General features: G+C 62.4%; 27 protein-coding genes and 1 pseudogene. 9 read left to right on the plus strand and 19 right to left on the minus strand.

Annotated elements, in window-relative coordinates; genetic code table 11:
- From Q0693_RS03705 to mnhG, 8 genes and pseudogenes are all read left to right on the plus strand, one after another.
- Positions 1 to 163: pseudogene (locus Q0693_RS03705) on the plus strand (transglycosylase); the annotation flags it as partial.
- Positions 164 to 275: 112 nt separating this feature from the next.
- Positions 276 to 2,444, plus strand: a complete 2,169-nt coding sequence (gene mbhE, locus Q0693_RS03710) for a hydrogen gas-evolving membrane-bound hydrogenase subunit E (RefSeq protein ID WP_298629286.1) — start codon at positions 276 to 278, stop codon at positions 2,442 to 2,444.
- Positions 2,425 to 2,835: an MnhB domain-containing protein gene (locus tag Q0693_RS03715; RefSeq protein ID WP_298629288.1), complete on the plus strand. Its 411-nt coding sequence runs from the start codon at positions 2,425 to 2,427 to the stop codon at positions 2,833 to 2,835. Before mbhE ends, Q0693_RS03715 begins: the two co-directional genes overlap by 20 nt.
- On the plus strand, positions 2,832 to 3,179 hold the full coding sequence (locus Q0693_RS03720) for an NADH-quinone oxidoreductase subunit K (protein WP_298629290.1): 348 nt from the start codon (positions 2,832 to 2,834) through the stop codon (positions 3,177 to 3,179). Before Q0693_RS03715 ends, Q0693_RS03720 begins: the two co-directional genes overlap by 4 nt.
- Positions 3,176 to 4,669, plus strand: a complete 1,494-nt coding sequence (locus Q0693_RS03725) for a proton-conducting transporter membrane subunit (RefSeq protein WP_298629291.1) — start codon at positions 3,176 to 3,178, stop codon at positions 4,667 to 4,669. The genes Q0693_RS03720 and Q0693_RS03725 overlap by 4 nt, the downstream gene beginning before the upstream one ends.
- A complete protein-coding gene (locus Q0693_RS03730) occupies positions 4,666 to 4,989 on the plus strand; it encodes a Na+/H+ antiporter subunit E (protein ID WP_298629293.1) in 324 nt (107 codons plus the stop codon). Before Q0693_RS03725 ends, Q0693_RS03730 begins: the two co-directional genes overlap by 4 nt.
- Complete coding sequence (locus Q0693_RS03735) at positions 4,986 to 5,237, plus strand: monovalent cation/H+ antiporter complex subunit F (protein WP_298629295.1); 252 nt, start codon at positions 4,986 to 4,988, stop codon at positions 5,235 to 5,237. The genes Q0693_RS03730 and Q0693_RS03735 overlap by 4 nt, the downstream gene beginning before the upstream one ends.
- Positions 5,234 to 5,560, plus strand: a complete 327-nt coding sequence (mnhG, locus tag Q0693_RS03740) for a monovalent cation/H(+) antiporter subunit G (protein WP_298629297.1) — start codon at positions 5,234 to 5,236, stop codon at positions 5,558 to 5,560. The genes Q0693_RS03735 and mnhG overlap by 4 nt, the downstream gene beginning before the upstream one ends.
- A gap of 60 nt (positions 5,561 to 5,620) precedes the next feature.
- On the opposite strand, the gene Q0693_RS03745 is transcribed toward mnhG, so the two are convergent.
- The 16 genes from Q0693_RS03745 to dnaK all read right to left on the minus strand — a co-directional run bounded on the left by Q0693_RS03745 (position 5,621) and on the right by dnaK (position 19,201).
- Positions 5,621 to 6,241 (minus strand): rhomboid family intramembrane serine protease, encoded by a 621-nt coding sequence (locus Q0693_RS03745; protein WP_298629298.1) that lies wholly within the window; start codon positions 6,239 to 6,241, stop codon positions 5,621 to 5,623.
- Complete coding sequence (locus tag Q0693_RS03750; RefSeq protein ID WP_243031645.1) at positions 6,242 to 7,075, minus strand: ATP-dependent Clp protease proteolytic subunit; 834 nt, start codon at positions 7,073 to 7,075, stop codon at positions 6,242 to 6,244.
- A gap of 23 nt (positions 7,076 to 7,098) precedes the next feature.
- Complete coding sequence (locus tag Q0693_RS03755) at positions 7,099 to 8,226, minus strand: cation:proton antiporter (RefSeq protein WP_298629300.1); 1,128 nt, start codon at positions 8,224 to 8,226, stop codon at positions 7,099 to 7,101.
- Positions 8,226 to 8,702: a TrkA C-terminal domain-containing protein gene (locus Q0693_RS03760; RefSeq protein WP_243031636.1), complete on the minus strand. Its 477-nt coding sequence runs from the start codon at positions 8,700 to 8,702 to the stop codon at positions 8,226 to 8,228. The genes Q0693_RS03755 and Q0693_RS03760 overlap by 1 nt, the downstream gene beginning before the upstream one ends.
- Complete coding sequence (locus tag Q0693_RS03765) at positions 8,699 to 9,118, minus strand: phosphate-starvation-inducible PsiE family protein (RefSeq protein WP_243031629.1); 420 nt, start codon at positions 9,116 to 9,118, stop codon at positions 8,699 to 8,701. Before Q0693_RS03765 ends, Q0693_RS03760 begins: the two co-directional genes overlap by 4 nt.
- Position 9,119: 1 nt before the next feature.
- Positions 9,120 to 9,566: a DUF1931 family protein gene (locus tag Q0693_RS03770; RefSeq protein WP_298629303.1), complete on the minus strand. Its 447-nt coding sequence runs from the start codon at positions 9,564 to 9,566 to the stop codon at positions 9,120 to 9,122.
- 97 nt (positions 9,567 to 9,663) lie between these two features.
- Positions 9,664 to 10,077 (minus strand): Hsp20/alpha crystallin family protein, encoded by a 414-nt coding sequence (locus Q0693_RS03775; RefSeq protein WP_243027648.1) that lies wholly within the window; start codon positions 10,075 to 10,077, stop codon positions 9,664 to 9,666.
- Between the two features lie 56 nt (positions 10,078 to 10,133).
- On the minus strand, positions 10,134 to 10,820 hold the full coding sequence (locus tag Q0693_RS03780; protein WP_243031625.1) for a heat-stable protein: 687 nt from the start codon (positions 10,818 to 10,820) through the stop codon (positions 10,134 to 10,136).
- A gap of 10 nt (positions 10,821 to 10,830) precedes the next feature.
- Positions 10,831 to 11,247 (minus strand): Hsp20/alpha crystallin family protein, encoded by a 417-nt coding sequence (locus Q0693_RS03785; RefSeq protein ID WP_243031623.1) that lies wholly within the window; start codon positions 11,245 to 11,247, stop codon positions 10,831 to 10,833.
- A 15-nt stretch (positions 11,248 to 11,262) separates the two neighbouring features.
- The gene (locus Q0693_RS03790) at positions 11,263 to 12,447 is read right to left on the minus strand and encodes a VLRF1 family aeRF1-type release factor (RefSeq protein ID WP_243031615.1); all 1,185 of its coding nucleotides are present in this window, start codon (positions 12,445 to 12,447) and stop codon (positions 11,263 to 11,265) included.
- Positions 12,444 to 12,833 (minus strand): ferritin family protein, encoded by a 390-nt coding sequence (locus Q0693_RS03795; protein WP_243031613.1) that lies wholly within the window; start codon positions 12,831 to 12,833, stop codon positions 12,444 to 12,446. Before Q0693_RS03795 ends, Q0693_RS03790 begins: the two co-directional genes overlap by 4 nt.
- Before the next feature lie 13 nt (positions 12,834 to 12,846).
- The gene (clpB, locus tag Q0693_RS03800; RefSeq protein ID WP_298629307.1) at positions 12,847 to 15,432 is read right to left on the minus strand and encodes an ATP-dependent chaperone ClpB; all 2,586 of its coding nucleotides are present in this window, start codon (positions 15,430 to 15,432) and stop codon (positions 12,847 to 12,849) included.
- 229 nt (positions 15,433 to 15,661) lie between these two features.
- Positions 15,662 to 15,898 carry a chaperone modulator CbpM gene (locus Q0693_RS03805; protein WP_243032436.1) on the minus strand — a complete coding sequence of 79 codons (237 nt, stop codon included), beginning with the start codon at positions 15,896 to 15,898 and terminating at the stop codon, positions 15,662 to 15,664.
- On the minus strand, positions 15,885 to 16,721 hold the full coding sequence (locus Q0693_RS03810) for a DnaJ C-terminal domain-containing protein (protein ID WP_298629311.1): 837 nt from the start codon (positions 16,719 to 16,721) through the stop codon (positions 15,885 to 15,887). The genes Q0693_RS03805 and Q0693_RS03810 overlap by 14 nt, the downstream gene beginning before the upstream one ends.
- Positions 16,722 to 16,724: 3 nt before the next feature.
- On the minus strand, positions 16,725 to 17,279 hold the full coding sequence (gprE, locus tag Q0693_RS03815; protein WP_243032434.1) for a nucleotide exchange factor GrpE: 555 nt from the start codon (positions 17,277 to 17,279) through the stop codon (positions 16,725 to 16,727).
- A gap of 62 nt (positions 17,280 to 17,341) precedes the next feature.
- Positions 17,342 to 19,201 carry a molecular chaperone DnaK gene (gene dnaK / locus Q0693_RS03820; protein ID WP_243032433.1) on the minus strand — a complete coding sequence of 620 codons (1,860 nt, stop codon included), beginning with the start codon at positions 19,199 to 19,201 and terminating at the stop codon, positions 17,342 to 17,344.
- Positions 19,202 to 19,326: 125 nt separating this feature from the next.
- Between dnaK and ftsH the strand changes: the two genes are divergently transcribed.
- Positions 19,327 to 21,225 carry an ATP-dependent zinc metalloprotease FtsH gene (gene ftsH / locus Q0693_RS03825; protein WP_298629321.1) on the plus strand — a complete coding sequence of 633 codons (1,899 nt, stop codon included), beginning with the start codon at positions 19,327 to 19,329 and terminating at the stop codon, positions 21,223 to 21,225.
- Positions 21,226 to 21,377: 152 nt separating this feature from the next.
- Here ftsH and Q0693_RS03830 read toward each other — a convergent pair whose 3' ends face one another.
- The 3 genes from Q0693_RS03830 to Q0693_RS03840 all read right to left on the minus strand — a co-directional run.
- Positions 21,378 to 21,671, minus strand: coding sequence for an HU family DNA-binding protein (locus tag Q0693_RS03830; protein ID WP_114312806.1), 294 nt, complete (start codon positions 21,669 to 21,671; stop codon positions 21,378 to 21,380).
- Between the two features lie 122 nt (positions 21,672 to 21,793).
- A complete protein-coding gene (locus Q0693_RS03835; RefSeq protein WP_298629316.1) occupies positions 21,794 to 22,429 on the minus strand; it encodes a lysophospholipid acyltransferase family protein in 636 nt (211 codons plus the stop codon).
- Between the two features lie 10 nt (positions 22,430 to 22,439).
- On the minus strand, positions 22,440 to 22,644 hold a 205-nt coding region (locus Q0693_RS03840; RefSeq protein WP_298629318.1), incomplete at its 5' end, for an endonuclease V.

Here is a 22,644-nt window from a genome sequence, read left to right on the forward strand (position 1 = left end):
CTGCGCGGTCACCGCCTATAACGGCGGCATCGGCTATACCCTAAGGGGCCTCGCCCGGGAAGGGAACCTCTACGCCTTCCTCCGCTTCCAAGATAGGGACGAGCCCCGGGAGTACCTGGCCCAGGTGCTTTCCGCCTATGCTGTGTACCGGAACTTGCCCTAACCTTGCCCCTATTTTCTCCTTAGGTATAATAAAGGCCGTGGTTTTTGCTTCTTTAGCGCCTTTCTTGTTGGGGGCTTTGGCTCCCTTCCTTATGCGCAGTTTAGGGAACGGGGTGGCGTACCTTTTCTTTCTGCTTCCCCTGGGCCTCTTCCTTTACTTCCTGGGTTTCCTGCCCGAGATTTCAGCGGGGGAGCAGGTACGAGAGGCTTGGCCCTGGGTGCCGGGACTGGGGATAACCTTCGCTTTTTACCTGGACGGCTTCAGCCTCCTCTTTTCCCTACTGATCTCGGGCATTGGGGCCATTGTTCTCCTCTACGGGGCTAGCTACCTCGAGGGCCATCCCTATCGGGACCGCTTTTTCGTGTTCATCCTGGCCTTTATGGGATCCATGCTGGGGCTGGTGTTGGCCGGGGATCTGATCACCCTTTTTGTCTTTTGGGAACTCACCAGCCTCACGTCCTTCCTTCTGGTGGGGCTGGAGCATCACCGACCCTCTGCCAGGCGGGCGGCCCTCCAGGCCCTTTTTGTTACGGTTTTTGGCGGACTTTTCCTTTTGGCGGCCTTTGTCCTTTTGGCTTTGGCTGGGGGGAGTTACAGCCTGGAGGACCTCCTCAGTCAGGATCTGACGGGGCACCCTAATTATCTCCCCATCTTTCTCCTCTTGGCCCTTGGAGCCTTTGCCAAATCCGCCCAGTTTCCCTTCCACTTTTGGTTGCCCAACGCCATGGAGGCCCCCACCCCCGTAAGCGCCTACCTTCACTCCGCCACCATGGTGAAGGCGGGCGTGTACCTCCTTGCCCGTTTCCATCCCGTCTTGGGGGGTACGGAGGTCTGGCACGGGCTTTTAACTGCCGTGGGGGGTGTAACCATGCTCCTTGGGGCCTTTTCCGCCCTTACTTCCCAGGAGATCAAGCGGGTGCTCGCCTACTCCACGGTGAGCGTCTTGGGCCTCCTCACCTTTCTCTTAGGTGTGGGATCGGAGGGGGCGATAAAGGCCATGGTGTTGGTGCTACTGGCCCATGCCCTTTACAAGGGCGCCTTGTTCCTGGTGGCGGGTTCGGTGGACCATGGAGCGGGAGAAAAAAAGGTTGAAAACATGGGTGGTTTGCGCGGGACCATGCCTTGGACGGCCTTGGGGGGTGTTTTGGCTGCCCTTTCCATGATGGGCTTTCCCCCCACGGTGGGGTTTGTGGCCAAGGAATTCCTATATAAGGTCCTAGAAGGACCCCTGCTTGTGGCTGTTTTCCTGACCAGCCTCCTCCTGGTGGGGGTGGCCCTTCTCGCTGGGATCAAGCCTTTCGTTGGCAAAAAGCCTGCCCACCTTGCTACCTCCCACGAGTCTCCCTGGCCCCTGTGGTCCGGTCCCGTGGTGTTAGGTCTGGTGGGCCTAGCCCTAGGCTTTGGAGCCTCCGAAGTGGGTCGCCTCTTGGTGGCTCCCGCGATGGCGGGTATCGTGGGGAAGGAGGTTCCCGTACGGGTTTACCTTTGGGGTGGGCTAAACCCCGTCGTTTTTCTGTCCTTAGCCACGGTGTTGGCAGGTGCGGCGGCTTTTTCCCTCAGGGGCATCCTACGCCGCTTTTCCCTTCCGTGGGGAGCCGACCTGGTCTATGACCGCCTTGTTCTGGCCTTGGAGAGGCTGGCCAAGTGGCAAACTGCCCTTTTGCAGCACGGTTACGTACGCCTTTACGCGGCTACGGTACTCGGTGTAGGGCTTTTGGTTACCCTTATTCCGGCCTTACGCTTGCCGTTGGAGTGGCCGTCGTTTATGGGGGTCCGTCCCTACGAGGCCCTTGTCCTTTTGCTTATGGCTGTGGCCGCCTTCTACACCGCACGAAGCCGGTCTCCCATGTTTGCTGTGGTGGCCTTGGGACTGGTGGGGTACGGTATAGCCCTGGTTTATCTGTTCTACGGGGCCCCTGACCTTGCCATGACCCAGCTTTTGGTGGAAACCCTTACTGTCCTGGTCTTTGCTTTTGTCTTTGCCGCCATGCCTATCTTTGCTAAGGAAAAGGCGGTACCATGGACGGTCCTTTTGGGGGCAGGGATAGGTGCGGCGGTTACTTGGGGGATACTTCTGACCTCAGGGCAAACCAAGCTGCCCCCGGTTTCCGAGTTCTTTGCGGAGGAAAGCTATGCGAGTGCACATGGGCGCAATGTGGTCAACGTGATCCTGGTGGACTTCCGGGCCCTGGACACTTTGGGCGAGGTGGTGGTGTTGGTGCTGGCCGGACTCGGAGCCTTTGCTCTCCTCAGGAGGAGCCGTGGAAACGCCCGTGCTTAGAGGTCTTGCCCGATGGCTTCTTCTTCTAATGCTTCTCTTCTCCTTATATTTGTTTTACCGGGGACACAACCTTCCCGGGGGAGGGTTTATTGGCGGACTGGTAGCCGCTTCGGGCTTTCACGTGTACGCCTTGGCCTTCCGGGTAGAGCGAGCCCGGGCGCTTTTACCCCTTGCCCCCAGTGAACTGGCGGTCTTGGGCGTAGCGGTGGCCCTTTTTTCCGGGCTCCTGGCTTTTTTGCAGGGACTACCCTTTCTCACAGGTCTTTGGGGAGAGGTTTTGGGCCAAAAGGTAGGCACTCCTCTTTTATTTGACCTTGGGGTTTATCTGGGGGTAGTTGGAGCGGTTTTGGCGGTACTTTGGGCCCAGGAAGAGGAAGAGGTGCGCAAATGAACGTTCTTCTAGCCATCTTGGTAGGTGTTTTGGTGGGCGTCGGGGTCTACCTTCTACTCCAAGGAAGCCTGGCCCGCTTCCTCTTGGGCTTGGCCTTACTTTCCAATGCGGCCAACCTGGTGGTCTTTTTGAGTCCTGGCCTGGTGCGGGGGCATAGCCCTATCGTGCCTGTGGGGTCCCGGGCTTTGGAGCCGCCTTACGCGGATCCCTTGCCCCAGGCCATGATCCTCACGGCCATTGTCATCGGGTTGGGGGTGTTGGCCTTCGCGGTGGTGTTGGCCTACAGGGTGCACCAGGTTCTAGGCACCGATGACTTGGACGAGCTTCGGGGGACGGACCGATGAAGGACCTCCTATTGGTGCTCCCTCTTCTTTTGCCTCTTTTGGGTGGGATTCTCTCTTTTTTCTTGCGCGGCTCGTTCCTAGGGGATGCGGTGGCCTTGGCCATGGCTGTGGTCCAGTTGGGTCTTGGGGTTTTCCTCCTGGATTACGTGCAGGTGGAAGGTATCCAGTCCACGGCCCTAGGTGGTTGGCCGGCTCCTTTTGGCATCGTGCTGGTCTTGGATACCTTTGCAGCCCTTATGGTGTTTACCGCATCCTTGGTGGGTCTTGCCGTTACCCTATACTCCCTCAAGGGCATAGACCCAGGGCGGAAATCCCTGGGTTATTTTGCTTTTCTCCAGTTCATGCTTTTTGGCGTACAGGGTGCTTTTCTCACGGGGGATGTTTTCAACCTCTATGTGTGGCTGGAGGTCATGCTGTTATCCTCGTTTGTCCTCCTGACCCTAGGGGGTGAGCGGGCCCAGCTTTTGGGCGGCTTCAAGTACTTTGCCCTTAACTTCCTTTCTTCGCTGTTTTACCTTATAGCCGCGGGCTTGCTGTACGGTTTGACGGGAAGCCTAAATCTGGCGGATCTCCACCTCCGCATAGATCACGTGGAGCCCGCCCGGGCAAGTGTGGTGGCGGGGTTTTTCCTCCTGGCCCTTTCCATAAAGGCTGCCCTTTTCCCACTTTTCTTTTGGCTGCCCGCCTCCTATCACACACCCCCGTTGCCGGTGGCAGCTTTATTTGCCGCTTTGCCCACCAAGGTGGCCGTTTACGCCCTCTTTCGGCTTTTTACCGTGCTCTTCCATCAGGAGCCTGAGCTTTGGCACCGGCTTATCCTTTGGATTGCTGGCTTTACCATGGTCACCGGGGTTTTGGGGGCCCTGGCACAGATGGAGGTGCGTCGACTCCTTTCCTTCCACATCATTAGTCAGATTGGTTACATGATCATGGGGCTTGGGCTTTTTACTCCTTTGGGGATCGCGGGTGGGATCTTTTACATCGTCCACCATATCTTTGTCAAGGCAGCCCTCTTCTTGGTGGCGGGCCTGGCCCACAGGCTTTTGGGCTCCTATAACCTTGAGGAGCTGGGAGGCCTTTACCGGTTTAAGCCCTTCCTTGCTCTTCTCTTCATCGTTCCCGCCCTTTCCCTGGCGGGAGTTCCCCCATTCTCTGGATTTTTTGCCAAGCTGTTCCTGGTGATGGGAGGGATGGAGATCGGGGAGTACGCTATTGTGGGGGTTGCACTCCTGGTGGGCCTTTTTACCTTGATGTCCATGATGAAGATATGGCGGGAGGCCTTCTGGAAGCCCCTCTCTGAGGAAAGACAAGAGGCTTTGTTGCGGGCCTCTGTACCTCGCAGTATGGTGGTGGGCGTTACGTTGCTCTCCTTTGTCACCGTGTTTATCGGCCTAGGGGCAGGCTACGGTTTCGCTTTGGCGGAGCGGGCGGCATCGGAGCTTATGGACCCCTCGGATTACATAAGGGCGGTCTTGGGAGGTGGGCAGTGAAGGTGTGGCGGGCGGTATGGCTGATCCTTTACTTTCTCATGCAGGTGGTGCTTTCCAATATTAGGGTGATCCGGGAGGTCCTCTCTCCCCGTTTCCGCATGCGACCGGGAATCTTGGCGGTGCCCTTGGATGCCAAAAGCGATCTGGAAATTGCCCTCTTCGCCAACATGATCACCCTTACTCCGGGCACTTTAAGCCTGCTCGTTTCCCGGGACCGAAAGTTCCTTTTTGTGCACAACATGTACGCTGAGGACCCCTCGGCGGCCAAGGCGGAGTTGAAGGAGCAGTTTGAAAGGCGCGTGCTGGAGGTGACCCGGTGAAGGAACTTGCCCTTCTCCTCCTCACTGTGGCCCTGGCGCTAACCCTCTACCGCCTTCTTCGGGGTCCGTCCTTAGCGGACCGGGTACTGGGTTTGGAGATGGTGGGCTATGGTTTCATGGGCCTGTCCCTGGTTTATGCCCTGATTACCCGACAAACCTTTTTCGTGGATGTGGCCACGGTGTTAGCCTTGGTTTCCTTCTTGGCCACCATCGCTTTTGCCCGCTTTATGGAAAGGAGCCGGCAATGAGCCTTCTTGCGGATCTTTTGCTCCTCACAGGAACCTTGGTCTTTTTGGCTGCGGCCTTGGGTCTCTTGCGTTTCCCAGACTTCTATATCCGCATGTCCGCCGCCACCAAGGCGGCTACCCTGGGATTAGGCCTAATCCTGCTGGGTGTGGCCGTGGACTTTGGGGAGGGACTGGTGGCCTTTAAAGCGGTTTTGCTGGTGGTGTTTCTCTTTTCCACCGCGCCTATAGGGGCCCATTTTTTGGGTAGGGCCGCCTACCGCTTGGGGGTGCCCCTGTGGCAGGGTACACACCTGGATGAGCTCCGCGGGCGGGAGGAGGGATGAGGCCACCCCGCCTTGGCGCAAGCTAGGGTGGGGTTTGAGAGGATTTCTCACGGAGAGAGCCTAAGGACGAAGAAACCGTCGGGCCGAGAGAACGCCAAAGAGAAACCCTCCCAGATGGGCCCACCAGGCTACCCCGGGTAGGCCCAAAAGCCCCTGAAGGAGCTGGAGGAAGGCCCAGTACCCGATGTAGAAGCCTGCGGGAAAGGTGACGAAAAGGGGAAAGATGAAGAGAATTACTGAAACCACGTAGGCTCGGGGAAAGAGGATGTAGTAGGCTCCCAGTACCGCGGAAACCGCTCCGCTGGCCCCGATCATGGGGAGGGTGGAGGTAAAGGAGAAAAGCCCCTGGGCCAAGGCGGCGGCCAGGCCTCCCAAGAGGTAGAAGAGAAGAAAGCGGCCATGGCCCAAGCGCTCTTCCACGTTGTCCCCGAAAACCCAAAGGAACCACATATTGGAGAGGATATGAAAAAAGCTTCCGTGGAGGAACATGCTGGTGAGGAGGCGGTAGCCCTGGCCCACCGGGTCTTGAAAGAATAAGGCGGGGATAAAGCCGTAGGCCTGGGCGGACCATTCCAATCCCACGGAAAGCTGCCAGAGAAAGGCCAAGGCGTTGAGGAACACCAGGCCCTTGACCACGAAAGCGGGCCGGCGGGCGTGGTTGATGTCGTAAAGGGGAAACACCTAAGGCCTCCTGGGCTCTTGGTGGCGGTAGGGTATGGGCACGTACTGCACGCTGGGCTTGCCCCCCTGGGCCTGGGGGTAGAGGTCCATGAGCTCATAGACCTCGAGGGGCATCTCCGTGCTCACGGGAAGGCCCATCTCCCGGGCCTGGGCCACGTCGATGGGGTAGTCGTGGGTCCAGGTGCCCTGGGAGAGCAGGGTGGCCACCTCCTCAGCCCGTTCCTCGGGCAGGCGCTTCAAAAGCAGGTTTTTCACCGTGGCCTTCACCTGCTTCAGGGCCTTTTCCGCCATGTCCGCCAGGATCAGGGTCTGGTCGTCAATCTCCTGGATGGGCTTCTTCTCCAGCACCTTGAGGATGCTGGCCGCAGGGTACTGGCCCAGCTGGGGATCCACAGGGCCCAAGACGGCGTTTTCATCCATGACGATCTCGTCGGCGGCTAGGGCGATGAGGGTCCCCCCCGACATGGCGTAGTGGGGCACGAAGACCGTGACCTTGGCGGGGTGGCGCAAAAGGGCCTCGGCGATCTGCTCCGCCGCCAGGACCAATCCCCCCGGGGTGTGGAGGATGAGATCGATGGGCACGTTCTTGTCGGTGAGGCGGATGGCCCTTAGAACCTGTTCCGAGTCGTCGATGCTGATGAAACGGCTTATGGGGATTCCCAGAAAGTTAACGGCCTCCTGGCGGTGGATGAGGGTGATGACCCGGCTTTTCCGCTTGCGTTCCAACTCGGCCATCTTCCTGGCCCGGGCCCCTAGGAGCATCTGTTGTTGTAGGTAAGGGGTGAGAACGGAGAGGATGAAGAAGAGCCAAAAGAGCTGGAAGAAGATTTCCATGGGAAAAGCATATACCAGGGGCGCTAGGGAATACGGGCCGGGCGGCTTTGGGTTTCCCGTAGGAGAATCCTTCCCAGTTCGGGGGCGAAGCGGGTGAGCACGGCTCCTAAGGGGATGGATACCAGCACCAAAAGCACCGCCACCTGCGCCACCAGGGGGTAACCTTGGGCCTGGGCTAGGGCACCCAGGACCAGGTTGAACTCCCCTCGAGGCACCAGGTAAAAGGCGCTATAGAGCCGGCGCTTGCGGGAAAGCCCCGCCCGGGCCCCTCCCAGGTAGTTAAGGGGAAGCTTCAGCAAAAGGCCCAGAAGGGCTAAGGCGACCACCGCCGGGGTTAGGCCCTGGAACAGGTCCCGGGCACTTGCCCCCACCACCAGGAAGAAAAGGGCCACCCCCAGGTCCCGCACCGGACCAAAAAGCCGCTCAAACCGCTCGCGAAGCCCTAAGGAGGCGGCCAGGCTTCCTGCCAGGAAGGCGCCAAGCCCCACCGAGGCCCCCGCCGCTTGGAAGAGGAGGGCGGTTCCGGTGGTAAAGGACGCCCCCAAGAGGAGCACCAGTTCGTCGGAAAGGCTCTCCATGAACGTAACCAAGGAAGGACCAAGGAAGCGACCCAGACTCAGGTAGAGCCCTGCCAAAAGGAGGCTGAGGACAAAGCCTTGGAATCCCTGGCCCCCCAAGAGGGCCAGGAGGACCAGGATTACCAAGTCCTCCAGCACGGAAACCCCCAGGACCACCTCGCTTTCGGGGTTGGCGGCCCGGCGCAGGTCAATGATCAGCTTGACGATCACGGCACTGGAGCTCACGTAGATGGCCCCCGCCAAAAGGGCGGCGCCGCGCAGGTCCAGCCCGAAAAAGAGTCCCAGAAGAAAGCCTAAAGGCAGGGCTAAGGCATCGTAGATACCCGCTTGAACGGCTTTGCCCGATAGTCCCCTAAGCCGGTCCGGGCCGAACTCCAACCCCACGGAGAAGAGGAGGAGGAGAAGCCCTAAGGAGGGGAGGGGCTCCAGGTCTTGCACCGGCAGGGCCTTGCCCATGAGAAGCCCGGTGAGGAGGTAGACGGGCAAGGGAGGAAAACCAAAACGGTGGACCAAGGCCGCTCCGAAGGCTAAAAGCCCTGCGGCCAAGGCAAAGGCCTCCACAGAGGGGTGCATTAGAGGGTCCTCATCAGGGCTTCCACCGCCTCGCGGCTTCCCGCCACCACCAGGGTGTCCCCCACCTCGAGGACCACCTCGGGCGAAGGGTTGGGGATTAGGGGGGCCCCGGGCCGGTCCACGGCCAGGAGGTGGGCCCCCGGCGGCAGGGTAAGCTCGGCCAGCCGTTTTCCTGCCAGCTTGGAACCGGGCAGGACCTTGATCCATTCAATGACCTTCTGCCCCAGCTTGCTTTGGGTGTCCCCCACGGCCTCGGGATGGAAAAGAACCCCCGCCAAAATGGCTCCCAGCTCCCGGGCCTCCTCGTCGGTAAGGTCCAGGGCCATGATGGGCTCATCCCCATCCTCTCCGGCTTCAAAGTACTGGAGCTCCCGCTTCCCCGAGTGGTGGACCACGATGACCAAACGGTCGCCGCTTTGCACCGTGATGGTGAACTTCCGTCCCACCCCGGGAAGCACCGCTTCTTCCACCCTCATGCCCGCCTCCTAGGGGGAAACTGCACCGCCAGGGTGCGCCCAGCCACCAAGGCCAAAATGCCCAAGGCCCAGAGGAAGAGGTCTAGGCCCGATAGTTTTTCCGCAAAGAGGAGGAGGAGAAGCTCCCGCAAGGCCAGGGCCACGCCGATTTCCATCAGGACCTCGAGGCGCACCCTTTCAAACTCAAAATAGTCCACGAAAACCCGTACCAGCTCTAGAACAATGATCAGGCTCAGAACGTTGGTAACCAGCTCCTTAAGGCCTAGGCGCACGGTGGGCTCGGTGAGGGTGAGGCCTAGTTCCAGGAAGGTGCGCCCTACCCCCACGAAAAGACCGATGAGCAGGGCCACCACCACCAGGTTGAAGACCAGGCGGGTGGCCCGTTGGTAGAGGGAGAGGAGTAGGTCCTGGTTCATCTCAGAGGAGGAGGTTAAAGACCCGCTCCGCCCGCTCATGGTGTTCGGTTTGCGGGTTCTTAAGCCCAGGGTCCAGCTCCTTTAGCACCCGGGCATAGGCTACCACCAAGGCCCCGGCGATTTCGGGAAGAAGGTTGCGGACATCCTCGGAGATTTCCAGATCCAAAGGGGGAAGGGCTGCCAGGTCCTCCAATACCGGCTTGAGCTCCAAGGTGGTGTCCATGGCCCGGAACTCGCGAAGGGTTTCCTGAAGCCCTTTGGTGATGGGTACGTCGGGTTCAAAGATGATATCCCGGCCGTTGTACTTGGCGTGGCGCTCGGCCACCACCAGCAGGTCGTAGATCTTGTTCCGGAGAAAGTCCGAAAGGCGTTTAAGGTCGTTCTTGTCCACGTCCAAGCCCGCAGCCAGGCGGAAAAGCTTCTCAAACTCGGCCACTTTCATCAGCATGGTCGTTCACCTCCAATGATGGCCAACTGGGGTCCGAATCTCCACCACGAAACCTCAAGCCTAGGGGTTAGCCCAGGGCTCGCCAGGGTAACCCTCCTTAACCTTCCACCACAGGAATCCGCACCGGCGGTTCGGCCTCCCGCTTCTCCCGGGGGATTTTCACCTCCAGCACCCCCTTTTGCAGGCGGGCCTCGAGGCCCTCCTTCTTCGCATCCTTGGGAAGGAGGTAAGCCCGGTAGATGCGGCCATAGACGATTTCCGAGAGGTGCTTGGTGCGCTTCTCCTCCTTTTTCTCCCCTTCTATGACCAGCTGGTCCCCCTCGAGGCGCACCTCCAGGTTCTCCGGGCCCAGGCCCGGGACCTCCACCCGCAAAAGGTAATGGCCCTCGTGCTCGGAAAGCTCCGAGAGGGGCTCCAGGGTTTCCCCTTCTTCCTTGAAGACCTTTTCCAGGGCTTCTTCAAAGGCTTTCCGCACCCGGTTACGGCCAAAGGGCCAAAGTTTCTCCAACATACTCCCCTCCCTTAGCAGGCAAGGCGGGGCCCCGCCCCCGGGCGGGGCCCTCCTGCCTAGCGGACGTTCCCCGTCTCCAGCTTCCTGGCCCTCAGGTCCAGGAGGCTATACTCACCCTCGGAGAGATCCCCTGGTACCACCACCCAACTGGCCCCCAGTATTTCGTGCTTCTGTCCCTTGCCGGCGGTGATGACCAGGAGGGGGTTATGGGTCTTCACCAGGTGGGCCACCTCGTGGGAGCCGGCATCGCCCAGGCCCTTGTGGTAAGGGTTGGTGTAGAGGAGGAAGATCTTGGGGTAGTCCTTGAGGTCCCAAAGGGCCTTCAAGTGGTACTCTGCCACCCAGGCGGGGTAGCGCAGGGCCTCTTCCTCCTCGGGTTCCCCGTCGTCGGTGATCTCCCCGCCCACCCCGGCCACCAGGTAGGGACCTTTCCAGAAGGTGAAGGTTTCGTGGACGTTGCGCATCTCGGGCCGCACCAGCTCAATGTTGGCCGCCTCCCTCAGGTACTCCCAGATGGGGGCGTCCTGGGGACCGGGGATGTAGGCGGTGGGGAGATGGGCCTCGGCGAGGATGCGGAAGAAGGCGGCGTAGTCGCGGCTTTTGGCCGTCTTGGGCATGAGGTTACCCACGATGGCCAGGGCGTCCGCCCCCGTGTCGGGGGCCAGCTTCACCAGCTTTTCCAGGGCCTCGAGGTCGCCCATGGGGTTAGAAGTGGCCAGGATGTACCGCGTGGTCCGCCGCATAGCTCACCTCCTATTCCACCTGCACCTGGATCTTCTTGGGCTTGCTTTCCTCGGCCTTAGGCACCAACAGGTGGAGCACGCCGTGGCGGAACTTGGCCTGCACCCGGGAGAGGTCAAAGGTGCTGGGCACGTTGAAGCTCCGGGCGAAGGTGCCATGGGGACCTTCTAGGCGGTGGTAGGCCACGTTTTCCCGTTTCTCAAAGGGGCGCTCCGCCTTCACGGAAAGCACCCCTTCCTCCGCCACCACCTCCACCTTTTCCGGCTCCACCCCCGGCAGGTAGACCAGAAGGTGCAAACCGGCGTCGTCCTCCAGGATGTCCACCGGGGGAGCATAGACCCTGGGCCCCTGCTGGGGGGTCGTGCCGAAAGCCCTTGCCAAGCGCTCTTGCAACTCCTCCAACTCCCTGAATGGATCGAACCGTACCATCCTCCTCACCTCCTTTCACCACCTCAGGAGCGCGGCCATGCCGCCACGCTCCAGAAGCTGCTTTTCTGCCTCGCCCCGGACGAACTCCAGCTTAGCGGCGTAGCCCGTGGCCAGCTCGGGCAGGACCACGGCCAGGGGTTTGGCCTCGGGGTTTTGGCAGTGGGCCAGGGCCCGGGCCTCGTCGGGGAAGAAGATCCCGTCGCAGGCGTACACGGTTTGGTCCAGGTGCCAGGGAAGCACCCAAAGCTCAACCCGACCTTCCTGAACCCTTTCCAGGACTTCCAGGCCGAAGGCCACCTTGGGATAGGCTTCCTCCAGCTTCTTGAGTAGCTCTACCTCGCCCTTGCGCTCCATCTCCTCCAGGACAGGTTCCAGCCGCTTGAGCACCTGGCCGGGGCTGACCCCGGGATGGGGCAGGGAGGGAAGAAGGGCCACCACCTTTTCCTTAAGGCGTTTGGGCAGGTAGCCCAGGAAAAGCTTGGTGTGCTCCTCGGGGCCCATGAGGATGAGGCGGGTGAACCCACGTTCCTCCGTAAGTTTCTCCAGCTCGTGGCTCAGGTTCTTGTAAAAACGTTCTTCCCAGGCGGCCAAGCGCTTGGCGAAGAGGTCCTGGCCTGCCCCGCCCCGGGAGATGCCCGCCAGGTTGAAGCGGCGCCCCGGGGCATCCAGGGAGAGCCGCCGCCAGGCCTCGGTGTCCAAGGCCAAGAAGGCGTCGCTCACCTCCTGGACTTCACCCAGGAAGATTTCAAAAACCCGCCAGCGCTCCTGGTCCAAATAGACCACCCCGTAGCGCTCGTACTCGTCCAGGGCGTAGATAAGGGGGAGGAGGAAGGGCTCGCCGTAGTGGGCCAGGGCCCCGTCCGTAAAGAAGCGGCTTTCCTTTTCCCCTAGGAAGGTGGTTTTGAGGCTGGAGACCAGGGGCAGTTCCACCTGCAGCAACAGGGTTTCAAAGACCTTCTCGTTGGCGAAGAAGACGGCGGTTTTTGCCTCTAGAACTTGGTTTTTCAGCACCTCCAGGATCCTTTCCTGCAGGTCCTGGGGCACCTTGAGGGCCTTCATGGCGTCCTTGGCCCTTAGGGCGTAGGCCCGGTTGGCGTTTTCGGGCTTGGCGGGGTTGAGGTCCAGGTAGAGGGAGAGGACGGGTCCCTCCTGCACGGTGAGGGTTTCCTTGATGCGCCGGATGTCTTCCTTACCGATCATAGGTTACCTCCTAGAAGAGCCACTGCTTTGCGGATGGCCTCTTGGTTGAGTTTTTCCTCATGGCCGAGCCGGGTGAAGAGGGCCTCGAGGTCCGGGTCGGGGAAGGTGCTTTCCAGGTAGTAGGCCCGGTCAAAGCCCTCCTCGGAGAGGAGGTGAAGAAGGGCTTCCCAGCCTTCTTCCTCCACCTTGGGGGTAGGGGGGAGGGGGGCCTGGAGGCGGCGCAAGACCTCGGCGATGGCTTCGGCATGGGCCCGCTCCCGCTTGGCCACCTCCTCCAAAAGGGCCCGGATGTGGGGGTAAGGGACCCTTTCCAAAGCCCTTTCCGCCCGGAGGGCATCCAGGAGTTCATCCTGGTAGGCCTGTTTTAGGACTTCCACCCGATCCATACCCCCTCCTTTCCTAGGCCTGCACCGGGGCTTCCGTGCGGAAGACCAGACCCGTGGGGCCTGCGTCCACCACCACCAAATCCCCCTCCTTGATCTCCCCGGCCAGGATCTTCACCGCCAAGGGGGTCTCCAGCTCCCGCGCTATTACCCGTCTCAAGGGCCTGGCCCCAAAGACGGGGTCGTAGCCCCGCTCGGCCAGGTAGTCCTTGGCGGCCTCGGTGAGGGTGAGGGTGATGCGCTTTTCCAAGAGGCGGTTTCTAAGGCTTTGGAGCTGGATCTCCACGATGCTCTGGATCTGCTCCCGGGTGAGGGGCCGGAAGACCACGATCTCGTCCAGGCGGTTTAGGAACTCGGGGCGGAAGTGCTTTTGCAACACGGCGAAGACCTCCTCCCGGATGCGCTCGTAGGGTTTGCCTTGCTGGATCCCCTCGAGGATCAAGGGGCTTCCCAGGTTGGAGGTGAGGATGATGACGGTGTTGCGGAAGTCCACGGTGCGCCCATGGGAGTCGGTGAGGCGGCCGTCGTCCAGGATCTGGAGGAGGATGTTGAAGACGTCGGGGTGGGCCTTCTCAATCTCGTCAAAGAGGATGACCGTGTAGGGGCGGCGCCTTACCGCCTCGGTGAGCTGCCCCCCTTCCTCGTAGCCCACGTAGCCCGGCGGGGCCCCGATGAGGCGGCTCACCGCATGCTTCTCCATGTACTCGGTCATGTCAATGCGCACCATGGCCTCCTCGGTGTCAAAGAGGGTGGCGGCCAGGGTCTTGGCCAGCTCCGTCTTGCCCACCCCGGTGGGGCCCAGGAAGAGGAAGCTCCCGATGGGGCGGTTGGGGTCCTTGAGGCCGGCCCGGGCCCGCCTTATGGCGTCGGCCACGGCCCTTATGGCCTCCTCCTGGCCCACCACCCGCTTGTGGAGCTCCTCCTCCAGCCTTAAGAGCTTCTCCCTTTCTCCTTCCAGAAGCTTGGAAACGGGAATCCCGGTCCAGCGGGATACGATCTCGGCGATGTCCTCCTCGGTCACCTCCAGGCGCACGAAGCGGGCGTTTTTGAGCTTCTCGGAGAGGGCCTCCACTTCGGCCTCGAGGCGGGGAAGCTCCCCGTAGCGGAGCTCCGCCGCCCGGTTCAGGTCGTACTGGCGCTCGGCCAACTCAATCTGGCGGCGTACCTCGTCCAGGCGTTGCTGGGCCTCCCGGAGCTTCCTCAAGATCTCCCTTTCCCGCTCCCACTCCGCCTTCAGCCTATCTATCTCCTGGCTGAGATGGGAGATCTCCTCCTCAACCCTTTTGAGCCTTTCCTGGGAGTCTGGGTCCTTTTCCTTCTTCAGGGCTTCCCGCTCAACCTCCAGCTGGAGCCTTCTCCGCTCCAGGGCGTCTATCTCCTCGGGTGCGCTTTCCAGGGCCATGCGCAGGCGGGCTGCCGCCTCGTCCACCAGGTCAATGGCCTTGTCGGGTAGGCGCCTTTCCGTGATGTAGCGGTGGGAGAGGACGGCGGCCGCCACTAAGGCGGGGTCGGAGATGCGCACCCCGTGGTGCACCTCGTACTTCTCCTTGATGCCCCGGAGGATGGAGATGGTATCCTCCACGCTGGGTTCGTCCACGTAGACGGGTTGGAAGCGCCGTTCCAAGGCGGGGTCCTTCTCAATCTGCCGGTACTCGTCCAGGGTGGTGGCGCCGATGAGCCGGAGCTCCCCCCGGGCCAGGGCGGGCTTCAGCATGTTGCCGGCGTCCACGGCGCCCTCCGCCTTTCCTGCCCCCACCACGGTGTGGAGCTCGTCAATGAAGAGGATGATTTCCCCCTGGGACTGCACCACTTCCTGGATCACCGCCTTCAGGCGCTCCTCAAACTCGCCCCGGTACTTGGCCCCGGCCAGAAGGGAGCCCATTTGCAAGGAGATGATGCGCTTGCCCTTCAGGCCCTCCGGTACGTCCCCCTTGACGATGCGTTGGGCCAGGCCCTCCACGATGGCGGTCTTGCCCACCCCGGGCTCGCCGATGAGCACCGGGTTGTTCTTGGTGCGCCTTAGGAGGATCTGAATGGTGCGCCGGATCTCCTCGTCCCGGCCGATCACCGGGTCCAGCTTGCCCTCGGCCGCCAGCTTGGTGAGGTCAATGCCGTATTGTTCCAGGGCGTTGTAGGTGCTTTCCGCGTGTTCCGTCTGCACGGTTTTACCTCCTCTCAGTTCTTGTAGGGCTTTCTTCAGGGCGCCTTCTTCAGGGAGGTGGGGTTGGGCAAAGGGCTCGGGCCTCGAGGCCTCCGCCAGGGCCAGCACCAGGGTATCCAAGGCCACGAACCGGTCCTTTAGCTCTCCCATGAGGGCTTCGGCCCGGTCCAAGGCCCGGGCCAGCTTCTGGGATAGATACTGGCCCACCTCGGCCCCCTCCACCTTGGGTAGGCGGCCCACCTCCCGCTCGGCACTCTCCTTGAGGGCCTGGGGGTTACCCCCTGCCCTCTCCAAAAGCCGCCAGGCCAGGCCCGTGGGGTCCTTTAGGAGTACGGCCCAGAGGTGGGGTAGGTCAATGGCCTGGTGCCGCATTTCCCGGGCCAGGACTTGGGCCTGGGCCAGGGCTTCACGGGCGGCTTGGGTCCAGCGCTCCAGGTTCATACCCCTTGCCTCCTACTGGCTTAATCATATCAGTTGATATGAATGGTGTCAATAGACTTGAACAGAACATGCGCTAACTCTTGCCGCTTACGCTGGAGAGGGTTCGCCAAAAGGAAGGGAGGAAACGCCCTTTGCCCTTGATTATACAGGGAAGGATTGGGCGGGATGTCCCAGCCTGGGTGGGTCCTTTCCCGGGGCGTTTGGGACGGTGGAGGCCCCCGGGATGGGTTTAGGAGCGTTCTAAAATCTCCACCACCAAGGCCGCCCCCACCAGGTTGGCCCCCAGGTCGCGGCGGATGCGCTCGGCCTTCAGCATGCGCAAAAGGTCCTCTTCCCGGAAGTACCAGCTGCTTTCCCACACCAAGGGTTCCACGAAGCCAATCTCCACGTAGGCCCGCACCACCCCCAAGGAAAGGCCGTAGTCCGCCAGGGCTTCCATGGATATATAGGGGCTACGCGCCAGCATACCGCACCTCCTTTAGCTTCCGCCAAAGGGCCTCCTCCTCGGGGGAGAGGTGCTCGGGGATCACCACCCGCACCTCCAGGTAAAGGTCCCCGCGGCCATGGGGGCCGGGAAATCCTTTGCCCTTTAGCCGGAGCTTCCTCCCCGTTTGGGTCCTCGGGGGAATGGTGACCTCCACCGGCCCTTCCAGGGTGGGGGCCCGCACCTTACCCCCCACCACGGCGATGGGGGCCGGGACGTCTAGGGTGGCGTAGAGGTCTTGGCCCTCCAGACGGAAAACGGGATGGGGAAGAAGCCGCACCGTGAGAAGAAGGTCCCCTGGGGGCTCCCCAGGCCCCCCCAGGCCCGCCAGGCGGATGGTGCTCCCGTCCTGCACCTCTGGGGGGATCCTCACGGAAACCCGTCTGCCCCCCACCTCCACCACCTTTTCACCCCCGTGGAAGGCCTCCTCTAGGCTAAGGGGAAGCTCGGCCCTGAGGTCGCGGCCTCTCCTTGGCCTCCTCCGCCCCATGCTCCCAAAGAGGCCGCCCCCGAAGAGCTCCTGGAAGAAGTCGGAAAAGTCCTCCACGTCAAACCCGGAGAAGTCGTACCCACCCGGGGGCGGCGGTGGGGGAGGGGTGGCGGTGCCGTAGGTGTCATAGACCTTGCGCTTTTCCGGGTCGGAAAGAACGGCGTAGGCCTCGTTGATCTCCTTGAAGCGCTCCTCGGCCTCGGGGCTTTTGTTCACGTCAGGATGGTACTGGCGGGCCAGGCGCTTGTAGGCCCGTTTGATCTCCTCCTGCGTGGCGTTTCTCGGTACCCCCAGGATGGCGTAGTAGTCCTTCATGGCCTACTCCACGCCCTCTTCTTCCGGGCTTTTTTCCTCACCCACGGCCACCCGGGCCGGGCGCACCAGGGCCTCGCCCAGGCGGAAGCCCCGTTGGAAGACCCGGGCCACCTTGCCCGGCTCTCCCGGGAGGAGGCCGATGGCCTCGTGGTAACGGGGGTCGAAGGCCTCTCCTTCCCCAGGCACCTCCTCAATGCCAAGCCCCGCCAGGATGCGGAAGAAGCCTTCCCGCACCGCCTTCACCCCCTGGAGGATGCTCTCCGGGTTGGCCTCGGCGAACTCCAGGGCCCGTTCCAGGTCGTCCAGGACGGGAAGGAGGGCGCGGACCGCCCGGAGGGTCCCCTCCCGTTCCCGGAGCCTAAGCTCCTCCTCCATGCGCTTGCGGTAGTTGTCAAAGTCGGCCAGGAGGCGCACGTACCGGTCCTTTAGGGCTCGGAGTTCCTCCTCTACCGCCAGGAGGCGTTGTTCCAGGGCCAAGGCCTCCTGGCCTACCGCCTGGAGGTCTTTCTCCACCTGGGCGGCCTCCTCTTGTGGGATTTTCTCGCGTTCCTTCTCCATGCTTCCTCCGAAAGGGGGTAAGGGGAGGCCCCTGCCCTGGCAGGGGCCAGGGCAGGGGGGCTTTAGTCGGCGGGCTTGTAATCGGCGTCAATCACGTCGTCAGGGCCGCGGCTGGATCCGCCGGTGGCCCCGGCGGTGGCGGCCTTCTCATAGGCCTCTACCGCCTGCAAAAGCTCCTCCGTGGCGGCTTTCAGCTCGGGGTCGGAGGCGTCCTTTTCCGAGAGCTCCTTGGCCCGGGCGATGGCCGCCTCGAGGCGGGCCTTGGCCTCCGGGGTACCCTGCTTCTCCTGGAGGATCCTCTCCGCCTGGACGCGGGTGGAGTCCAGGGTGTTCTTGAGCTCGGCGTGCTCCCGGCGACGCCGGTCCTCCTCCGCATGGCGCTGGGCCTCCTCAATCATCCGCTGGATCTCCTCCTCGGAGAGGGTGGTGGTGTTCTGGATGGTGATGGAGGCCTCCTTGCCCGTGGACTTCTCCTTGGCGGTCACGTGGAGGATGCCGTTGGCGTCTATGTCAAAGCAGACCTCAATCTGGGGCACCCCCGCGGGCATGGGGGGGATGCCCTCGAGGCGGAAGCGGCCCAGGCTCTTGTTGTCCGCGGCCATGGGCCGCTCGCCCTGGAGGACGTGGATTTCCACCGCGGTCTGGTTGTGCTCGGCGGTGGTGAAGATCTCGCACTTCCGGGTGGGGATGGTGGTGTTCCGGGGGATCAGGACCGTCATGACCCCACCCTTGGTCTCCACCCCCAAGGAGAGGGGGGTGACGTCCAGGAGGACCACATCCCGCACCTCCCCCATAAGGACCCCCGCTTGGATGGCGGCCCCCATGGCCACCACCTCGTCGGGGTTTACGGAGCGGTTGGGCTCCTTGCCCAATAGCTCCTTTACCACCCTTTGCACCGCCGGCACCCGGGTGGCCCCGCCCACCAGGATCACCTCGTCGATCTGGGCGGGGGTCAGGCCCGCATCCTTAAGGGCCTGCTCCACGGGGCCCCTAAGGCGCTTCAGAAGGGGCTCAATGAGCTCCTCAAACTTGGCCCGGGTGAGCTTCTTCTCCAGGTGCAAGGGGGTCTTGCTGGCAGGGTCTAGGGCGATGAAGGGGAGGCTGATGGTGGTCTCCAGGGTGCTGGAAAGCTCAATCTTGGCTTTCTCCGCCGCCTCAATCAGGCGCTGGAGGGCCTGGCGGTCCGCCTTGAGGTCCACCCCGTACTCCCGCTTGAACTCCTCGGTCAGCCAGTTCACGATGGCGTGGTCCATGTCGCTGCCGCCCAGGTGGGTGTCCCCGGAGGTGGACTTCACCTCAAAGACCCCCTCGCCGATCTCCAGCACCGTCACGTCAAAGGTGCCACCGCCCAGGTCAAAGACCAAGACGGTTTCGTTGCCCTTCTTGTCCAGGCCATAGGCCAAGGCGGCGGCGGTGGGCTCGTTGATGATGCGGAGCACCTCCAGGCCCGCAATTCGCCCGGCGTTGGCCGTGGCCTCCCGCTGGGCGTTGTTGAAGTAGGCGGGCACGGTGATCACCGCCTTGGTGATGCGCTCTCCCAGCTTCTTGGAGGCGTCCTCCACCAGCTTGCGGAGGACCATGGCGCTGATCTCCTCCGGGGTGTAGAGCTTGCCCTTGATCTCCACCCGCACCCCGCCATCGGGCCCGGGGACCACCTTGTAGGGCACCCGCTTGGCCTCTTCCTGGACCTCCTCAAAGCGGCGGCCAATAAAGCGCTTGATCTCAAAGATGGTGCCCTCGGGGTTGAGCACCGCCTGGCGCTTGGCCATGCGGCCCACCAGGGTCTCCCCGTCCCGGAAGGCCACCACGCTGGGGGTGGTCCTTTCCCCCTCGGCGTTTTCCAACACCACCGGCTTGCCGCCCTCCATGACGGCGATCACGCTGTTGGTGGTACCCAGGTCAATGCCCACTGCCTTGGCCATAGCTACACCTCGCACCTTAAGCATAGAGCATTCCACTTTGATGTGTCAAGAGAGTTGAGTGTAGGTATATCATGGTGCGCTGGACTACCCGGATTCCCCGTTTGCCGTGTACCCTAAGAGAAGACATGTCCCGGCTTCCTTTGAACTTTTTGGTTTTCATCCTGGGCCTGCTCCTTTTGGCCTGGGCCTTTAGCCTGGCGGGCACGGCGGGGAACCCGGCAAGCGGGGTCAACTACACCACCTTCCTGGAGGACCTGCGGGCGGGCAGGGTGAAGGAGGTGGTGGTGCGGGCTGGGGATACCCGCATCCAAGGCACCTTAACCGACGGTTCCACCTTCACCACCTACGCCGCTAGCCCTCCCGACAACCAGACCCTCGAGGCCTGGACCAAAAGGGGCGTGAGCGTGCGGGTGGAGCCTCCCCAAGGCCAAAACCCTCTGGGTTTCCTCTGGCCGCTCCTTTTGGTGGGGCTTCTCATCGGGGCGCTTTTCTACTTCTCCCGTGCGGGGCGTTCCGGGCCCTCGGACTCCGCCTTCAGCTTCACCAAAAGCCGGGCCAAGGTGCTCACCGAGGCCCCCAAGGTCACCTTCAAGGACGTGGCCGGGGCCGAGGAGGCCAAGGAGGAGCTGAAGGAGATCGTGGAGTTCCTGAAGAACCCCGCCCGCTTTCACGAGATGGGGGCCAGGATTCCCAAAGGCGTCCTCCTGGTGGGCCCCCCGGGGGTGGGGAAGACCCACATCGCCCGGGCGGTGGCGGGAGAGGCCAAGGTGCCCTTCATCACCGCCAGCGGCTCGGACTTCGTGGAGATGTTCGTGGGGGTGGGGGCGGCCAGGGTCCGGGACCTCTTTGAAACCGCCAAGCGCCATGCCCCTTGCATCGTCTTCATTGACGAGATCGATGCCGTGGGCCGCAGGCGTGGGACCGGGGTAGGGGGCGGCAACGACGAGCGGGAACAGACCCTAAACCAGCTCCTGGTGGAGATGGACGGCTTTGAAAAGGACTCCACCATCATCGTCATGGCCGCCACCAACCGCCCCGACGTTCTGGACCCGGCCCTCCTGCGCCCGGGCCGCTTTGACCGCCAGGTGGCCATAGATGCCCCCGATGTGAGGGGCCGGGAGCAGATCCTGCGCATCCACGCCCGGGGCAAGCCCTTGGCGGAGGATGTGGACCTGGCCCTTTTGGCCAAGCGCACCCCAGGCTTTGTAGGGGCGGACTTGGAAAACCTCCTGAACGAGGCGGCCCTCCTGGCGGCCCGGGAAGGCCGGAAGAAGATCACCATGAAGGACCTCGAGGAGGCCGCTGACCGGGTGATGATGGGCCCAGCCAAGAAGAGCCTGGTCCTTACCCCTCGGGACCGGAGGATCACCGCCTACCATGAGGCAGGGCATGCCCTGGCCGCTCACTTCCTGGAGCACGCCGATGGGGTGCACAAGGTGACCATCGTGCCCCGGGGCCGGGCCTTGGGCTTCATGATGCCCAGGCGGGAGGACATGCTCCACTGGAGCCGAAACCGCCTCCTGGACCAGATCGCCGTGGCCTTGGCTGGGCGGGCGGCGGAGGAGCTCATCTTTGAGGACGTGACCACGGGGGCGGAAAACGACTTCCGCCAGGCCACGGAGCTGGCCCGGCGCATGATCACCGAATGGGGCATGCATCCCGAGTTTGGGCCCGTGGCCTATGCCCATCGTGAGGACACCTATCTGGGCGGTTACGACGTGCGCCAGTACTCGGAGGAGACCGCCAGGCGCATAGACGAGGCGGTGCGCCGCCTCATTGAGGAGCAATACGGGCGGGTGAAAAACCTCTTGCAGGAGAAACGGGAAATCCTGGAGCGGGTGGCGGAAACCCTCCTGGAGCGGGAGACCCTTACCGCTGAGGAGTTCCAGAAGGTGGTGGAGGGTCTGCCCCTGGAGCCAGACGGGGAGGACCAAGGGGAGACGCCCCAAGAGCGCCCGGAAAAGGAAACCCCCCGGGTGGTGCCCAAGGTCAAGCCGGGGGGAGCCTTGGGTGGCGCTGGATAGCCTTCCCTCCTGGCTTGGGCCAGGGTGGGGGCCCAGGAAGGGCCCTGGTGGGGGTGTTATCCCGGTGGGGCTTAGCGAACCAAACGGTAGGAAAGGGGTTGAGGCTGGAAATAAACCTGGGGGGCCAAGGCCCCCCAGGGGAAGGGAATACGTTACTTCTTGACCTTTTCCTTGAGAGCCTTGCCCGGCTTGAAGGCGGGATACTGGGTAGCGGGGATCTTGATCTTCTCCTTGGTGCCGGGCTTCACACCGGTGCGGGCCTTGCGCTTGCGCACCTCAAAGGTGCCGAAGCCGGTGAGCTGCACCTTGTTCCCCCCAGAGAGGGCTTCTTCCACCTTGGAGAGGAACGCATCCACCGCCGCCTTGATGTCCTTCTTCTTAAGGCCCGTAGCGGCTGCCACCTGATCTACCAGATCCGCTTTGGTGACCGTTTTCTTTGCTGCCATTCTTCACCTCCTTCCTCTTTTCCCTTCCGCAAGGACTATAGCACGCTTGAACGGGGCTACGCAATACTCTGACCCATTTGTATACCTGTGTAAAGCAATGTGTGATAACGGAAGTATTGGCTCTAGCGGTACTGGGGTGGCAAAAGTTCCCGTACCCGGGCCTCTATCTCCCGGGTCAAGATTTCCAGCTCCTGATGGGTAAAGCGGGACAGCTTCGGAACCGGTATAGGTTTGCCATAGATCACCCGGATGGGCTTGCGCAACCGGAAGAGCTTTCGCCCCACAGGCCAGGCCTGGTCGGTGCCCACCACCGCCACGGGTACCACGGGGCTTCCGGTGCGCAGGGCGATGGCCGCCACCCCGGTCTTAAAGGGCTGGAGCTTACCCGTGCGGCTTCGGGTTCCTTCCGGGAAGATGCCAAAGGCCAAACCCCTTTCCAGGGCGCGGATGGCCCCTTTGATGGCGGAGAGATCGCTTTGCCCCCGCTCCACGGGGATGGCGTAGAGCCGGGGTAGAAGCCAGGAGAGCAGGGGTAGGCGGAAGACGTCGGCCCGGGCCAGGAAGCTCACGGGGCGTCGTACCCCGGCCCCCACGGCGATGGGATCCAGGATGGAGAGGTGGTTGGCGGCTAGAATGACCGGGCCTTCCTTGGGTACGTTTTCCACGCCCTCTGCCCGATAACCGAAGAGGAGGTGCAGGAGAAACCGGGCCAGATACCAGGTGGCCCGGTAGACAGGGTTTGGCTGGTGGGCTTCCACGGGTTCCAGTTTACGGGTCCAGGCTTCGCAAGGCCTTGCCCGCCTCGAGGTGGGCCAGGCGCAAGGGCTCCGGAAGGCGGAAGCGGGTGGGCAGGCGCTTCACAAAGGCCAGGGCTTCCTCCAGGCCCACCCGGTGGCCCGGGGAGACGAAGAGGGGCTTTACCCCCTTTCGGCTGCGGTAGGCGTAGCCCAGGGGGCGGCCTTCCGGGGAGAGG

Origin of the sequence: uncultured Thermus sp. (genome assembly GCF_938010445.1) — a bacterium.
Taxonomy (GTDB): Bacteria; Deinococcota; Deinococci; order Deinococcales; family Thermaceae; genus Thermus; species Thermus altitudinis.

Coding starts and splice junctions, on each gene's coding strand:
- Q0693_RS03720 (WP_298629290.1), top strand. CDS start 2,832: ATGAACGTTCTTCTAGCCATCTTGGTAGGTGTTTTGGTGGGCGTCGGG.
- Q0693_RS03725 (WP_298629291.1), top strand. CDS start 3,176: ATGAAGGACCTCCTATTGGTGCTCCCTCTTCTTTTGCCTCTTTTGGGT.
- mnhG (WP_298629297.1), top strand. CDS start 5,234: ATGAGCCTTCTTGCGGATCTTTTGCTCCTCACAGGAACCTTGGTCTTT.
- Q0693_RS03750 (WP_243031645.1), bottom strand. CDS start 7,075: ATGGAAATCTTCTTCCAGCTCTTTTGGCTCTTCTTCATCCTCTCCGTT.
- Q0693_RS03755 (WP_298629300.1), bottom strand. CDS start 8,226: ATGCACCCCTCTGTGGAGGCCTTTGCCTTGGCCGCAGGGCTTTTAGCC.
- Q0693_RS03760 (WP_243031636.1), bottom strand. CDS start 8,702: ATGAGGGTGGAAGAAGCGGTGCTTCCCGGGGTGGGACGGAAGTTCACC.
- Q0693_RS03765 (WP_243031629.1), bottom strand. CDS start 9,118: ATGAACCAGGACCTACTCCTCTCCCTCTACCAACGGGCCACCCGCCTG.
- Q0693_RS03770 (WP_298629303.1), bottom strand. CDS start 9,566: ATGCTGATGAAAGTGGCCGAGTTTGAGAAGCTTTTCCGCCTGGCTGCG.
- Q0693_RS03775 (WP_243027648.1), bottom strand. CDS start 10,077: ATGTTGGAGAAACTTTGGCCCTTTGGCCGTAACCGGGTGCGGAAAGCC.
- Q0693_RS03780 (WP_243031625.1), bottom strand. CDS start 10,820: ATGCGGCGGACCACGCGGTACATCCTGGCCACTTCTAACCCCATGGGC.
- Q0693_RS03785 (WP_243031623.1), bottom strand. CDS start 11,247: ATGGTACGGTTCGATCCATTCAGGGAGTTGGAGGAGTTGCAAGAGCGC.
- Q0693_RS03790 (WP_243031615.1), bottom strand. CDS start 12,447: ATGATCGGTAAGGAAGACATCCGGCGCATCAAGGAAACCCTCACCGTG.
- Q0693_RS03795 (WP_243031613.1), bottom strand. CDS start 12,833: ATGGATCGGGTGGAAGTCCTAAAACAGGCCTACCAGGATGAACTCCTG.
- clpB (WP_298629307.1), bottom strand. CDS start 15,432: ATGAACCTGGAGCGCTGGACCCAAGCCGCCCGTGAAGCCCTGGCCCAG.
- Q0693_RS03805 (WP_243032436.1), bottom strand. CDS start 15,898: ATGCTGGCGCGTAGCCCCTATATATCCATGGAAGCCCTGGCGGACTAC.
- Q0693_RS03810 (WP_298629311.1), bottom strand. CDS start 16,721: ATGAAGGACTACTACGCCATCCTGGGGGTACCGAGAAACGCCACGCAG.
- gprE (WP_243032434.1), bottom strand. CDS start 17,279: ATGGAGAAGGAACGCGAGAAAATCCCACAAGAGGAGGCCGCCCAGGTG.
- dnaK (WP_243032433.1), bottom strand. CDS start 19,201: ATGGCCAAGGCAGTGGGCATTGACCTGGGTACCACCAACAGCGTGATC.
- ftsH (WP_298629321.1), top strand. CDS start 19,327: ATGTCCCGGCTTCCTTTGAACTTTTTGGTTTTCATCCTGGGCCTGCTC.
- Q0693_RS03830 (WP_114312806.1), bottom strand. CDS start 21,671: ATGGCAGCAAAGAAAACGGTCACCAAAGCGGATCTGGTAGATCAGGTG.